Source organism: Streptosporangium sp. NPDC006007 (assembly GCF_040614315.1).
GTDB lineage: Bacteria > Actinomycetota > Actinomycetes > Streptosporangiales > Streptosporangiaceae > Streptosporangium.
Window position 1 is genome coordinate 13,608 of sequence record NZ_JBEXUG010000009.1, and the last position, 13,792, is coordinate 27,399.

Genomic DNA, 13,792 nt, shown 5'->3' on the forward strand with positions numbered 1-13,792 from the left:
GAAGAACATCTCCGCTGGTCGGAGATGTACGAAGAAAGTGGTTCTGGGTGTCGGCGCGGGCTAGCGAGCCCAGCCGGTGTAACGCTGCGTGCCGCGTTTGCCGCGCCGGTCGGAGTCGTGGTCGCGCTCCGGGGAACGCAGCGCGGTCGAGGCGGCCCGCACCAGCCAGGCGTTGAGCGAGCGCCCCTCCTTGCCCGCCGCCTCCTCGATCGCGGCCTTGAGCTGTTCCGGGAGACGGACGTTGATCCGTGCCACCGGGCCGTCCTCGAAGCTCGCCGCGGCGTCGTCAGCCGACACCGCGCCCAGATCCGGGCCGTCCTCAAGTGGCTGCTCCGCCTGCCGAACCGTCACGACGAAGCTCGGGTCACGCCCACGCAGGCGCACCTGGACCGAACCGGGAGCCAGGTCTCGGGTGATCTCGTCGGCAGCCGCCGACAACGCTTCGAGCAGGGTGAGCCGGATCGCCGACTCCATCGACACGGTCAGCCGCTCGATCAGCGCACTGGCGTCACCATCACCGGTCTCGACGGCGCTCAGCAACTCGCGACCGAGGGAGGCCACATACGGGGTCAGATCCATGGCATCACTATGGCACGCCGTGATGCCATCAGCAAGCCATGTTGGCTCAGATTGGCATCATTCTGGCTCAGGTGGATGTTCGGTCGATCGCGACACGACAGGCCTCCAGGGAGGATGAGTGCAGAAATCAGCGGTTGTGAAGTAGTGCCGTCCGGACGTCGAAGACCGCCGGCCTTTGTCCTCGGCGACTTTCCACGCCGGCTCCGCGTCCGTCCAGGCGCCTGATCGGATCGGATCGCGGCGGTCGGGTACGGCCGGGGTTCTTCCGGCAGGGTTGACATCGAAAGGAGGCCTCGTGATCTCAGCACTCAACCAGCTTGTCGATCTCGTCGAGGAGCACCTCGCCGAGGGACTCGACGTTCACGGGCTGGCCAGGGAGCTCGGCACGACCGAGTACCACCTGCGCCGGATGTTCTCGTCGTTGGCCGGCATGTCGCTGTCGGAGTATGTGCGCCGCCGCCGCATGACCGTCGCCGCCGCCGACGTCGTCCGGGGTGAGGACGATTTGCTGAGCATCGCCGTCCGGCATGGATACGCCTCGACCGAGGCGTTCGGACGCGCGTTCCGCGCGGTCCACGGCTCCGGCCCCGGTGACGTGCGCCGCGCCGGAGGTCCCCTGCGCACACAACCACAGCTCAGGTTCCGCCTGACCGTCGAAGGGAGAACCCCCATGGACACCCGCCTCGTCGACCGCCCCGCGTTCCGGCTGGTCGGACACTCAGCCCGGGTTCCGCTCATCCACCAGGGCATCAACCCACACATCCAGCAGCACATCACCGCACTGCCGCAGGAGGAGCATCACCGGCTGAAGGCCCTCGGCGACACCGAACCGGGGGGCCTGCTGCAGGTCTGCGACGATCTCGACCCCGACGGCACAGAGGGTAGCGAACTGACCTACCTGCACGGGGTCGCTGTCTCCCGGAACACGCCGGCCCCCGACGACCTTGACGCCGTCGAGGTACCGGCCGGCATGTGGGCGGTCTTCCGCACTGCCGGACCGCATCCGCAGGCCCTGCAGACGACCTGGGCCGCGACCGCGACCGAGTGGTTCCCCTCCAACCCTTGGCGTCTGCGGCCAGGTCCCTCGATCGTCGCGGTTGTCGAGCGCGCGGACGACTTCAGCACCGCGACATGCGAGCTGTGGCTACCCGTCGAACCGGCGTGACGGACCGCGGTCACGGAATCGACCCAGGCCGCCGTAACCCATTCGGCTGACGCTCTTTGAGCGCGGCGGCACAGTGGACAGGCCCGCAGCGCCCTCCCCATCGGCGTTGCGGGCCTGAACCATGTGAACGGTCAGCGGCTGGCCAACGGCATTCCACCGCGGGCCGGAAGGGGCGCCGCAGACGCTCAGACCGTGGCGAGGAAGTCCTTGATCTTCCCGGTGATCGCGGGGTAGTCCGGGGCGAACCAGATCATATGGCCATCGGCCCGGCTTTCCACCAGCTCGGCCCGGGGGATGGTCGCGGCGAGGGATTCGGCGTGGGTGAAGGGGACCGAGCGGTCGGTGCGGGTGGCGATGACCAGAGCCGGTTGGGTGACCTGCCTCGCGCAGTCCGGTACGGGCAGCATGTCATTGACGAAGCCCCCGCCTGAGCGCATGAGGGTGAACAGTGCGAGGAGTTCGGCCTGGTCGTGCTCGCTCAGGCCGGCCATGACCCGGCTGACGGGCCGGGTGGACAGGTCGCGCAGCAACAACCGCAACCCCGCCCGCGGCGCCGTGCGCGTCACCAGCCGCACAGCCGCCCAGGTCGCGGCTTCGACGCGGGCGTTGAACATCAGGCGACCGCCCAGGCGGGTGCGCCGGTCGCCGGGCCAGGGGGCGAAGCCGACCGCGCTTTGCAGGATCACCCTGCCCACCAGGTGCGGGTGGCGGGCGGCCATGGTCAGGGCGGTGCGCCCGCCCGCCGAGATGCCCACCACCGCGGCGACCCGCCCGATGCCCAGGTCGCGGCACAGCTGCGCGGTGACGTCGGCGAAGGCTGCGGGCGTGGTGGCGGTACTCAGGGGGGTTCGTCCGTATCCGGGGCGAGAAGGCGCGAGCACCTGGTGGCCCGAGGTGGTGAAGACCTCCTCCCCCAGGGCCAGCCCGGCCCGCATGTGACCACCGTGGAAGATCACGACCGTCTGAGGGCCGTCACCTTCCAGCCGGTACTCCACCGCGCCCGCCGCCAGGCGGGCGGTGATCGTCTCTCGCTCCAAAGCCGTCATGGACCGCAATGCTCGCACGCCCGCCGGTGAACGGCCTGGCGCGCACCCGGCTCGCGAAGTCCGTGCACGACGCCGGATGGTCGCGGTTCGCCGGCATGCTGGAGGACAAGGCCACCCGGTACGGACGACCTTCACCAGGATCGACCGGTGGTTCCCCTCCAGCAGGCTGTGCTCAGTCCGCGGGACCGTCGCCGAATCGATGCCGCTGAACGTCCGGGAGCGGGAGTGCCCGTGCGGCGCCGAACCACCTGGGCAGCCGGGCGAGCAGCTCCTGCTGATCGTCACCGGCCCACGCCACGTGGCCGTCCGGCCGCAGCAGCACCGCGGGCACGTCCAGTTCCTCGCTGACGTCGACGACGTGGTCGACCCGCTCTGCCCAGCCCGCCACCGAGAGCCGGCCGGTCTGGTCGAGCAGCAGCCCGCGACCACCGCGCATCAGCTCATACAGGCGCCCCCGCTTCAGCTCCACGTCCCGCATCCGCCGGCCGAGCAGGTCATGCCCCTCGCCGAAGTCGTAGCGCACCCCGATCGCAGTGATCTTCTCGATCAGGTACCGGTTCACCTCCTCGAAGTCCATCAGTTCCGCCAGCAGCCGGCGCACCGCCTGCGGCCCCGGCTCGGTGGACAGCAGCTCCATCTGCGCGCGGGTGTTGTCCAGCACGTCGGCGGCCACCGGGTGCCGTTCGGTGTGGTAGCTGTCCAGCAGCCCCTCCGGCGCCCAGCCGTTCACCTCGGCGGCCAGTTTCCAGCCGAGGTTGAACGCGTCCTGAACACCGAGGTTGAGCCCCTGCCCGCCCATCGGCGGGTGGATGTGTGCCGCGTCGCCGGCCAGCAGCACCCGGCCGGTCCGGTAGCGCTCGGCCAGCCGCGTGGCGTCGCCGAACCGGGACAGCCAACGCGGCGAGTGCACACCGAAGTCGGTACCCGCGGTCACCCGCAACTGCTGTTTGAACTCCTCCAGAGTCGGCGGGACCGTGCGGTTCCCGGCCACCCCTGCGGCGGGCACGACGACGCGGTACGCCCCGTTTTCGAGGGGTCCGGCGCCGAACCTCAGCTGGGTCTTGCGGACCTCCGCGACGATGGCGGCGAGCGTCGCCGGATCCTCGGTCAGCTCCATCTCGCCCAGCAGCGTGTCGACCCCGGAGGGCTCACCGGGAAAGCCGACGCCGAGCAGCCTGCGCACCGTGCTGCGGCCGCCGTCGCAGCCGACGAGGTAGCGCGAGCGCAACCGCGTGCCGTCGGCCAGTTCGGCGGTCACCCCGTGCTCGTCCTGGCTCAGCCCGACCAGTTCGCAGCCGCGCCGGATCTCGGCGCCGAGCCCGTCGGCGTGCTCGGCCAGCAGGCGCTCGGTGATGGTCTGCGGGATGCCGAGGACGTACGGATGCGCGGTGTCCAGCCGGTCGGGCCACGACTTGGTGATGCCGGCGAAGAAACCACCGACCGCGAACCGCCGGCCGAGCGCGAGGAACCGCTCCAGCAGACCGCGCTGGTCCATCACCTCGATGCTGCGCACGTGCAGGCCGAGCGCGCGGACATATCCGGCCGGCTCCGCCTCCTTCTCCAGCACGAGCGTGTGCACGCCGTGTAGCCGCAACTCACCGGCCAGCATCAAGCCGGTCGGCCCGCCGCCGGCAACGATCACGTCGATCATGAAACCCCCCATTCGACAAGGCTGCGTTTCGGCCGGCCGCTCCGCGCGGTCCGGCGGCGCGCGCACCCGCACCTCCACGCCGCGTGCCCGCAACCGCACCACCCACGGGTCGCCAAAAGCACATGCGCTTCGCGAACCCCTGACTTCCTCAGGTTCCGGCCTTGGCCGACGATTCTGCGGCACGACCCGGGTCTTGCCGCAAGCCCCCCGGCGCGCTATACGTTGAGAGTGGCAAGGAGTGGGTGACCTCCTTGCCTTTGCCTTTTTGTCGTCCGTTGTGGACGGCAAACTCTTCCCGAAGAGGTGACTTGCCGTACGGCGATGCCGCCGCCGGCCGGTATGGAGGCGCGGAAGCGTAGCGGCCCAGCACGTTGAGGTTCGCGTACTTGAGCGGGGAGAGCCGGGCGACGTTCTCTTCGGCGCGTCCTGCTCACGTGTTCCGGCGGGCAGCGGGCAGGCGACCGGCCGGTCTTGCCGGGCGGGCACGGCCTCATCGTGTTGATCCGCTTTGATCCGCTTGAAGCGGGCGATCGGATCGGAGTTCAGAAGCCTGGTGATATCCAAACCCGTGAAGCCGGCGCCGTGGGAATCCACGTAGCCGGTCTCCACGCCCGTTCCAGCGCTTCCTGGGGATCCAGGCCGATGCGGACGCCGGCAGCGATGAGCGCAGGCAGCCGGTGCGCGGTGCGGCGCCGCTTCGCGAAGGGCGTGTCCGTCCACAACGGACGATCAGGGAAAAGGGGAGTACCCACTCCTTTCCCCTCTCAACGTATAGCGCGCCGGGGGGCTTGCGGCAAGACCCGGGTCGTGCCGCAGAATCGTCGGCCGGGGCCGGAACCTGCGGAAACGAGGGATGCGAAGTGCGTGTGTTGTTGTCGACGCATGGGGTGCGAGGGGACGTCGAACCGCTGGCCGCACCACCCGCCGCGGGCGAGGCCGGGCCGGCCGTTCCCACCGGAGGTGACCGGCTGTGAACCACGCGGGATCGTCGAGCCGGGAAAGTGCCTTGTCCACCTCAGATCGGAGCCGATGACGTGAACCCTCTGACCACCAGCGCGTTTGACCTTCCCGACCACCTCACCCCCAAGGCCGACCCGACGCTGATCGCCGGCGACGAGCGGCACTTCGCGGCCATCGCGGAGAGCCTTGAGCAGTCGATCGCCGACCTGTCCGACCGCCTCGACGCCGAGCGCAAGGCGCCCGGCGGCATAGGCCGGCAGGCGATGGACCGGGACCTGGAGATCCACCGGCTGACCGCTCGCCTGCGCGCCCTGCGTCGTTTCGGTCTGGACCTGTGTCTCGGGCACATGGTCGGCGCGGACAGCCCCGAGCCCGTGTACGTCGGACGACTCGGCCTCACGGACAGCGCGGGCCGTCGGCTGCTGCTCGACTGGCGCTCCCCCGCGGCTGAGCCGTTCTTCGGAGCCACCCACGCCAACCCGATGGGGCTGGCAAGCCGCCGCAGGTATCGCTGGACCCGCGGCCGGATCAACGACTACTGGGACGAGGTGTTCACCGCGGACGGGTTCGAAGGGCACGCCGCGCTCGACGACCAGTCCGCCTTCATCGCCAGTCTGGGCGGCAACCGGTCGGCACGGATGCGAGACGTGCTCGGCACCATCCAGGCCGACCAGGACGCCATCATCCGCGCGGGATCCCGCGGCGCTCTCGTCGTCGACGGTGGTCCGGGGACGGGGAAGACCGTCGTCGCTCTGCACCGCTCCGCCTATCTCCTCTACTCCGACCCTCGCCTCGGTCACCGCCGGGGCGGCGTGCTGTTCGTCGGCCCGCACCAGCCCTACCTGGCCTACGTCGCCGACGTCCTCCCCAGCCTCGGAGAGGAGGGCGTGCAGACCTGCACCCTGCGGGATCTCGTCGCGGAGGGAGCCGCGGCAGCGATCGAGGCCGACCCGGACGTGGCTCTCCTGAAGTCGTCCGCGAACCTGGTGAAGGCGATCGAGGCGGCCGTCGGGTTCTACGAGAACCCGCCCGCCAAGGGGATGACGGTCACGACACACTGGTCCGACATCTGGCTGAGCGCCGACGATTGGGCCGAGGCGTTCGAAGCACCGGAACCCGGTACTCCGCACAACGAGGCGCGCGACCGGATCTGGGAGGAACTGCTCACGATCCTGGTGGACAAGCACGACGGCGACGCACCGGACGACCTGCTTCGGAGGTCGCTGCTGCGAAACAGGGAGCTGCTCACGACCTTCAACCGCGCGTGGCCGCTGCTCGAAGCGGCTGACCTCGTCGGAGACCTGTGGTCGGTACCCGCCTACCTGCGGAAGTGCGCTCCCTGGCTCGGCTCCGATGACGTTCAGGCGCTGCGGCGCGGGGACGCCCAGGCCTGGACGGTGTCCGACCTGCCGCTCCTGGACGCAGCACGGCAGCGGCTGGGCGACCCGGAGGCGTCGCGGCGTAAGCGTCGGCACAACGCCTCTGTCGCCGCCGAACGCGAGCACATGGCCAAGGTCGTCGACGCTCTGCTTGAGGCCGATGACGACGGTGAAGGTGTGGTGACGATGCTGCGCGGACAGGACATACAGGACGCCCTGGTCGACGAGACCGCACCGCCCGGCACCGAACCGGACCTGCTCGCCGGCCCGTTCGCGCACATCGTCGTGGACGAGGCTCAGGAACTGACCGACGCGGAGTGGCAGATGTTGCTGCTCCGCTGCCCGTCGCGGAGCTTCACCATCGTCGGGGACCGCGCCCAGGCCAGGCACGGGTTCACGGAGTCGTGGCGGGAACGGCTTGAGCGGATCGGGCTCGACCGGATCAACCTGGCCTCCCTCAGCATCAACTACCGGACGCCGGAAGAAATCATGGCGGAAGCCGAGCCGGTCATCCGGGCCGTGCTCCCGGACGCCAACGTGCCGGTCTCCATCCGCGGCGGCGACGTCCCCGTCGTGCACGGATCCGCTTCGGATCTGGGCTCGATCCTTGACACCTGGCTCGCCGCACATACCGACGGAATCGCCTGCGTCATCGGCGACCCCATGTTCCGGGCGACGTCCCGCGTCCGGTCACTGACGCCGGAACTGTCGAAGGGGCTCGAATTCGACCTGGTCATCCTTATCGACCCGGAGGCGTTCGGCAAGGGCATCGAAGGAGCGGTCGACCGCTATGTCGCGATGACCCGGGCGACCCAGCGACTCGTCATCCTCACGAGCCCCTGACCCTGACCAGGGTGAACGGCTCGGGGCTGCGCCGGAGCCAGGGCGGCCGAACCCAACGGCTGTGATGATCAACCAAGGGCGAACGATCAGCCGTCAGGCCGCGGTGTGTTTCCGGCGTATTCCGGCCGTACCTCTACCTGCGCAGACGTGGTATCCGAGCGGTCATTCCGGAGAAGGCGGACCGGGCGGCCGACCGCAGGAGGCCTTGACGTGGGGCGGTGCCGAGTGGGGCTCGACGAATACCCCGGAGGCAAAAGATAGGCTAGCCTAACTTTACCTTGTCGCCGGCGGGGTGCTCGCGAGGGAAAGGGCAGCCGAGACGATGATCGACCCCTTCCGCATCTTTCACGTGCGGGTGAGCGGACTGAGACGGCTCAGCCCCACATTCATGCGCGTGACCTTCAACGGTGACGATCTCGACCTGTTCGCCGACAACGGGCTGGACCAGCGGATAAAGATCATCTTGCCGCTGCCCGGGCACGGGCTGACCTCGCTGCCGACCGGCCCCGACTGGTACGCCCGCTGGCGCGAACTCCCCGACGAGCTGCGCAACTCCGTACGCACCTACACCGCCCGGGCGGTCCGGCCCCACCTGCGCGAGGTGGACGTCGACATCGTCATGCACGAGTTGCACGACGACGCCGGCCCCGCCGCCCGCTGGGCCTGCGACGCACGGCCCGGCGACGAGGTCGCGCTGTTCGGCCCCGACGCCCGGCACGACGGGGAACACGGAGGGGTGGAGTTCCGTCTGCCCTCCGAGAGCGGCCCCGTGCTGCTGGCCGGCGACGAGACCGCGGTGCCCGCGATCACCGCGATCCTGGAGCGCATTCCCCGCCACTGCTCGGGTGAGGCGCTGCTGGAGGTGCCGCACGAGGCCGACATCCTGGATGTCGACGCGCCGAGCGGGCTGGTCGTCACCTGGCTGCCGCGCGACGGCTCCGGCCACGGCAGCCGGCTGGTGCCCGCCGTACGGGCCGCCGCCGACCGGCTGCTGCCCTCCCCGTCCTCTCCCCAGCATGTCACGGACGTGGACGTCGACGTGGAGGAGCTGTGGGAGGTGCCGGAGGAAGAGGAGGATGAGAAGGGGGCGCGGGCGGCCCGCCCGGTGTACGCGTGGCTGGCCGGCGAGGCGGCCGTCATCAGGACGCTCCGCCGCCACCTGGTCGCCGAACGCGGGCTGGACCGGCGGTCGGTGGCGTTCATGGGCTACTGGCGGATGGGCCGTTCCGAGCAGTACTAGCGACGTCTTCCGCGTCCGTCGCCTCCTGGCCTCCCGTCCCCGCCGCCAAGGCGTCCGCGTCCGGTGGGCGAACCGGCCGCAGCCCTCGGCGGGACTGGTTCACGACCGCGAACTTAGACTAGCCTTACCTAAGTTTTTATCGGCTGCACGGAGGGGTGGTGGGCGTGTCAGGGCCGTCGGGACGGAACGTTCTGGGGCGCGCGGTCCGAGGGCAGCGGCGCGACGTCGCCCTCGGTTCCCTCCTGGGAGCCGGGCACCAGGCCGGAGAGGCGCTGGTGCCGGTCCTGATCGGCCTCGTTATCGACCAGGCCGTCGCCGAGTCCGACATGGGCGCGCTGCTGCGCTGGCTCGCGGTCCTCGCCGTGGTCTACGTGGGGCTGTCGTTCAGCTTCCGCTTCGGCGCCCGCGCCGGGGAGCGGGCCGCCGAGCAGGCCGGTCACGCACTGCGCCTGGAGCTGGTGCGCCGCGTGCTGGACCCCCGCGGCGGGGCCGAGAACGGCCGGCTGCCCGGCGCCCTGACCATCATCGCGACCGAGGACGCCAAGCGTGTCGGCGCCGTGAACATGGCGCTGATGTCGGGAATATCGGCGCTCGCGGGGCTCCTGGTCGGCGCGGTGGTGCTGCTGCGGACCTCGGTACCGCTCGGCCTGATGGTGCTGCTGGGAACGCCGGTGCTGCTCTGGCTCGGCCACCTGCTGAGTAAGCCGCTGGAGCAGCGCAGCGAGGCCGAGCAGGAGCGGGCGGCGCACGCGTCGGGCGTCGCCGCCGACCTGATAACCGGGCTGCGGGTGCTCAAGGGGATCGGCGCGGAGTCCGCGGCGGTCGCCCGCTATAGGCGCACCAGCCGCGAGTCCCTGACGGCCACGCTGCGCGCGGCGCGCGCGGAATCCTGGCAGAGCGGCATGGTCCTCGCCCTGACCGGCGGCTTCATCGCCGTCGTCGCGCTGGTCGGCGGCCGGCTCGCGGCCCAGGGCGACATCAGCCTGGGCCAGCTCGTCTCGGCGGTCGGCCTCGCACTGTTCCTGCTCGGACCACTGGAGGTGTTCTCCTGGGTGAACGCCGAGCTCGCCCAGAGCCGGGCGTCGGCGGCGCGTATCGCCAGGGTCCTGGCCGCGCCGCCGGCCGTGACGGGCGGCGGCAGGCCGCTGCCGCGACCGGTGCGGGGCGGGGTACGGCTGCGCGGCGTCAGCCATGGCGGGCTGCGCGAGGTCGATCTGGACCTCGCGCCCGGCGAGATGATCGGCGTGGCCGCGACGGACCCGGCGGACGCGGCGGCCCTGCTGCGTTGCCTGAGCCGGCAGGCCGACCCCGACACCGGGGTCGTCGAGCTGGACGGCGTGACGATGCGCGACCTGGACCCGGCCGACATCCGCATGGCGGTGCTGGTGGCCGAGCACGACACGGATCTGTTCGAGGGCACCCTGCACGACAACGTCGGCGCCGCCGCGCCCGGATCGGCCGATCCGGCGCGGGCGATGGCGGCGGCCGGGGCCGACGAGATCGCCCGGACACTGCCGGAGGGCGGCGACACGGCGGTGAGCGAGCGCGGCCGCTCGCTGTCCGGCGGGCAGCGCCAGCGCGTGGCCCTCGCCCGGGCCCTGGCCGCCGATCGGCCCGTGCTGGTGGTCCACGACCCGACCACCGCGGTCGACGCGGTCACCGAGGCCCGTATCGCCGCCGGCATCCGCGAGATCCGCCGGGACCGTACGACGATCCTGGTCACCACCAGCCCCGCGCTGCTCATGGTCGCCGACCGGGTGGTCCTGCTCGACGACGGCCGAGTCGTCGACGAGGCCCCGCACGCCGAACTGGTACGGCGCCACGCCCTCTACCGGACGGCGGTGTTGGCATGACCGGCGGCCCCGTCACCGGGAGGGCGGAGGCGATGACCACGGCGGACCACCAGGTGCCGGATCCGGCCGCGGGCGGCACGGCGGACGCGACGGACGCGACGGAGCGCCGGGAGGCGGACGCGCGGCGGACACCGGAGAAAGGCCGCGAGCTGCTGCCCGTCGCGGCCCCCGCCCGGACCCGCGCCGCCGTCCGCGAACTGCTGCGCCCCCATCGGGGACTGGCGCTCGGCGGGTTTACCGTGATGGTCGCGGCGACCGCCGTCGGACTGCTCACGCAGCCGCTGCTGGGACAGATCGTGGATCTGGTCGCCGACCGGCACCCGGCCGGGGCGCTCACGCTGCCGGCGGCGCTCCTGGTGCTCGTCGCGCTCACGCAGGGAGGCGCCACCGCGCTCGGGCTGTCGCTGATCTCACGGCTCGGCGAGACCGCGCTGGCGGAGCTGCGCGAACGGTTCATCGAGCGGGCCCTGCGGCTGCCCCTGGAGCAGGTGGAGAAGGCCGGCTCGGGTGATCTCACCGCCCGGGTCACCGGCGACGTGTCGCAGGTGTCGGAGGCGATGCGGACCGCCCTGCCCGAGCTGGCCCGCTCCCTGCTGGCCATCGTGCTGACCCTCGGGGCGCTGGCCCTGCTCGACTGGCGGTTCCTGCTCGCGGCACTGCTCGCGGTGCCGGTCCAGGCGCACACCGCGCGCTGGTACGTACGCAACGCCGTGCCGCTCTACGCCCGGCAGCGCATCGCCGCCGGAGCCCAGCAGCAGCAGCTGCTGGACACCATCGGCGGCGCCGCCACGGTGCGGGCGTTCCGGCTGGAGGCCGGGCACACCGAGCGGGTCACCCGGCGTTCCCGGGCGGCGGTGGAGCTGACGATGCGCGGGGTAGGGCTGGTGCTGCGGTTCTACAGCCGCCTGCACCTGGCCGAGTACACCGGCCTGGCGGCGGTGCTGGTGGTTGGATTCCTCCTGGTGCGCGGCGGAAGCGCGTCCATCGGCACCGCGACGGCGGCGGCCCTGTACTTCCACAGCCTGTTCGGGCCGGTCAACTCCGCGCTCGTGCTGCTGGACGACGCCCAGTCGGCCGGTGCGAGCCTCTCCCGGCTGGTCGGGGTCGCCGACCAGCCGGCGCAGGAGAAACCGGAACGACCGAGCGAGGAGCCGCGGGAACCCGCCGCGCCGCGGGGCGGGGCGGTGACGGTGACCGGCCTCGGTCACGCCTACGAACCCGGGCGGCCCGTGCTGCACGATGTGGACCTCACCCTGCGGCCCGGGGAACACGTGGCCCTGGTGGGCGCCAGCGGCGCGGGTAAGACCACGCTCGCCAAGCTCATCGCCGGCATCCACCGGCCGACCACCGGCTCGGTACGGCTGGCCGTCGCCGAGCGGCCCGGGATCGGCCGTTCGGTGGCGCTGGTCACCCAGGAGGTACACGTCTTCGCCGGGGCTCTCGCCGACGACCTGCGCCTGGCCAGGCCCGAGGCCACCGATGACGACCTGTGCGAGGCTCTCGGCCGCGTGAACGCGCTGACCTGGGCCGAGGCGCTGCCCGACGGCCTGCGGACGATCGTGGGGGAAGGCGGCCACCGCCTCACCGCCGCACAGGCCCAGCAGCTCGCCCTCGCCCGCCTGGTCCTGGCCGACCTGCCGATCGCCGTGCTCGACGAGGCGACGGCCGAGGCGGGCAGCACCGGGGCCCTCACTCTGGAGAAGGCCACCAAGCGCGCGATCGAGGGCCGCACCGCCCTGGTCGTCGCCCACCGCCTCACCCAGGCCGCGACCGCCGACCGCGTCGTCGTCATGGACGGCGGCCGGATCGTGGAGAGCGGCGGGCACGACGAGCTGCGCGCCGCCGGCGGACAGTACGCCGCCCTGTGGGGAGCATGGTCGGACATCCGTGCCACCGCCCGTCATCACCCCCCGCGCACGACGAATCCACCACCTGACGAAAACACAGAGGACCCCTGATGTTCCCCTTCCTGAAAGGCGGCCGGCTCGCCACCGCGATCGCCTCCGCGCTGCTGCTCTTCGGCGCCGCCGCCGGGTGCGGCTCCGGCTCCACCACCGCCGATCCCGCCACCACCGCGCCGAAGAGCGCCGCCTTCCCGGTGACGGTCGAGCACAAGTTCGGCAGCACCACCATCACGTCCGAACCCAAACGGATCGTCACGGTCGGCCTGACCGACCAGGACGCCGTGCTGGCCCTCGGCAAGGTCCCCGTCGGCACCACCGACTGGCTTGGCGGCTACGCCGGCGCCATCGGCCCCTGGGCCACCGGAAAGCTGGGCGGTGCCGCCGCGCCGACGATGCTGACCGACACCGGCACGGGCCCCCAGGTGGAAAAGATCGCCGCGCTCGCGCCGGACCTGATTCTCGCGCTGTACGCGGGCCTCACCAAGGAGCAGTACGAGACCCTGTCGAAGCTGGCACCGGTCGTGGCCCAGCCGAAGGAGTACATCGACTACGGCATCCCCTGGCAGCGGCAGACCGAGACCACCGCCAAGGCCCTGGGCAAGGAGGCCGAGGGCAAAAGGCTCGTCGAAGACGTCGAGGCCGCCTTCACGGCCGCGAAGAAGGAGCACCCGGAGTTCGCGGGGGCCGACGTCGTGGTCGCCGCGCCGTACGAGGGGTTCTTCGTCTACGGCAGTCAGGACTCGCGTTCGCGTACCCTCACCTCGCTTGGCTTCAAGCTGCCGGCCGATCTCGACAAGGTAATCGGCGATCGGTTCGGCGTCAGCATCAGCAAGGAACGCAGCGACCTGCTCGATCAGGACGCGATCGTGTGGACCGTGCCCGACGTCGCCAAGGACCCGGACACGCTTCACGGAGACGGCGTCTACAAGGACCTGAAGGTGGCCAGGCAGAGCCGTGAGGTCTTCATCGGTGAGAGCACCGACTACGGCAAGGCCTTCTCGTTCGTCACCGTGCTGAGCCTGCCGTACGTCCTGGAGCGCCTCGTCCCGCAGCTCTCGGCGGCGGTCGACGGCGACACCGCCACGAAGGTGGAGCAGCCGGGGTCCTGACCGGACGTGCCGCGTTGAAGGGGCCGGGCCGCGAAGCGATTCGCGGCCCGGCCCCTTCTTCAA

The 13,792-nt window shown here is 71.3% G+C and carries 9 protein-coding genes and 1 pseudogene; 7 read left to right on the forward strand and 3 right to left on the reverse strand.

Features of this window, described 5'->3' with window-relative positions; translation table 11 throughout:
- Nucleotides 1-60: 60 nt before the first annotated feature.
- Nucleotides 61-579, reverse strand: a complete 519-nt coding sequence (locus ABZ194_RS09850; protein WP_355594311.1) for a toxin-antitoxin system HicB family antitoxin — start codon at nucleotides 577-579, stop codon at nucleotides 61-63.
- 295 nt (nucleotides 580-874) lie between these two features.
- Between ABZ194_RS09850 and ABZ194_RS09855 the strand changes: the two genes are divergently transcribed.
- Entirely contained in the window at nucleotides 875-1,744 is an 870-nt protein-coding gene (locus ABZ194_RS09855) for an AraC family transcriptional regulator (protein WP_355594313.1), read from the forward strand.
- A 185-nt stretch (nucleotides 1,745-1,929) separates the two neighbouring features.
- Here ABZ194_RS09855 and ABZ194_RS09860 read toward each other — a convergent pair whose 3' ends face one another.
- Nucleotides 1,930-2,790 (reverse strand): alpha/beta fold hydrolase, encoded by an 861-nt coding sequence (locus tag ABZ194_RS09860; RefSeq protein ID WP_355594315.1) that lies wholly within the window; start codon nucleotides 2,788-2,790, stop codon nucleotides 1,930-1,932.
- A 26-nt stretch (nucleotides 2,791-2,816) separates the two neighbouring features.
- Between ABZ194_RS09860 and ABZ194_RS09865 the strand changes: the two are divergent.
- Nucleotides 2,817-2,968 (forward strand): annotated as a pseudogene (locus ABZ194_RS09865) (RNA-guided endonuclease TnpB family protein); the annotation flags it as partial.
- Here the strand turns inward: ABZ194_RS09865 and rox are convergent.
- Nucleotides 2,963-4,441: a rifampin monooxygenase gene (gene rox / locus ABZ194_RS09870; RefSeq protein ID WP_355594580.1), complete on the reverse strand. Its 1,479-nt coding sequence runs from the start codon at nucleotides 4,439-4,441 to the stop codon at nucleotides 2,963-2,965. The pseudogene ABZ194_RS09865 and the gene rox overlap by 6 nt on opposite strands.
- A 1,034-nt stretch (nucleotides 4,442-5,475) precedes the next feature.
- On the opposite strand from rox, the gene helR reads away from it, so the two are divergent.
- The 5 genes from helR (at nucleotide 5,476) to ABZ194_RS09895 (ending at nucleotide 13,729) form a co-directional block, all read left to right on the forward strand.
- Nucleotides 5,476-7,623, forward strand: a complete 2,148-nt coding sequence (gene helR, locus ABZ194_RS09875; protein ID WP_355594317.1) for an RNA polymerase recycling motor ATPase HelR — start codon at nucleotides 5,476-5,478, stop codon at nucleotides 7,621-7,623.
- Nucleotides 7,624-7,945: 322 nt separating this feature from the next.
- The gene (locus ABZ194_RS09880) at nucleotides 7,946-8,863 is read left to right on the forward strand and encodes a siderophore-interacting protein (protein WP_355594319.1); all 918 of its coding nucleotides are present in this window, start codon (nucleotides 7,946-7,948) and stop codon (nucleotides 8,861-8,863) included.
- Nucleotides 8,864-9,027: 164 nt separating this feature from the next.
- Nucleotides 9,028-10,716 carry an ABC transporter ATP-binding protein gene (locus ABZ194_RS09885; RefSeq protein WP_355594321.1) on the forward strand — a complete coding sequence of 563 codons (1,689 nt, stop codon included), beginning with the start codon at nucleotides 9,028-9,030 and terminating at the stop codon, nucleotides 10,714-10,716.
- A complete protein-coding gene (locus tag ABZ194_RS09890) occupies nucleotides 10,713-12,674 on the forward strand; it encodes an ABC transporter ATP-binding protein (RefSeq protein ID WP_355594323.1) in 1,962 nt (653 codons plus the stop codon). The genes ABZ194_RS09885 and ABZ194_RS09890 overlap by 4 nt, the downstream gene beginning before the upstream one ends.
- Nucleotides 12,674-13,729 (forward strand): iron-siderophore ABC transporter substrate-binding protein, encoded by a 1,056-nt coding sequence (locus ABZ194_RS09895; RefSeq protein ID WP_355594325.1) that lies wholly within the window; start codon nucleotides 12,674-12,676, stop codon nucleotides 13,727-13,729. Before ABZ194_RS09890 ends, ABZ194_RS09895 begins: the two co-directional genes overlap by 1 nt.
- The last annotated feature ends 63 nt before the right edge of the window (nucleotides 13,730-13,792 follow it).

Excerpts from the sequence above, each read along its gene's own strand:
- ABZ194_RS09850 (WP_355594311.1), bottom strand. The coding sequence starts at position 579 with ATGGATCTGACCCCGTATGTGGCCTCCCTCGGTCGCGAGTTGCTGAGC.
- ABZ194_RS09860 (WP_355594315.1), bottom strand. The coding sequence starts at position 2,790 with ATGACGGCTTTGGAGCGAGAGACGATCACCGCCCGCCTGGCGGCGGGC.
- rox (WP_355594580.1), bottom strand. The coding sequence starts at position 4,441 with ATGATCGACGTGATCGTTGCCGGCGGCGGGCCGACCGGCTTGATGCTG.
- ABZ194_RS09880 (WP_355594319.1), top strand. The coding sequence starts at position 7,946 with ATGATCGACCCCTTCCGCATCTTTCACGTGCGGGTGAGCGGACTGAGA.
- ABZ194_RS09890 (WP_355594323.1), top strand. The coding sequence starts at position 10,713 with ATGACCGGCGGCCCCGTCACCGGGAGGGCGGAGGCGATGACCACGGCG.
- ABZ194_RS09895 (WP_355594325.1), top strand. The coding sequence starts at position 12,674 with ATGTTCCCCTTCCTGAAAGGCGGCCGGCTCGCCACCGCGATCGCCTCC.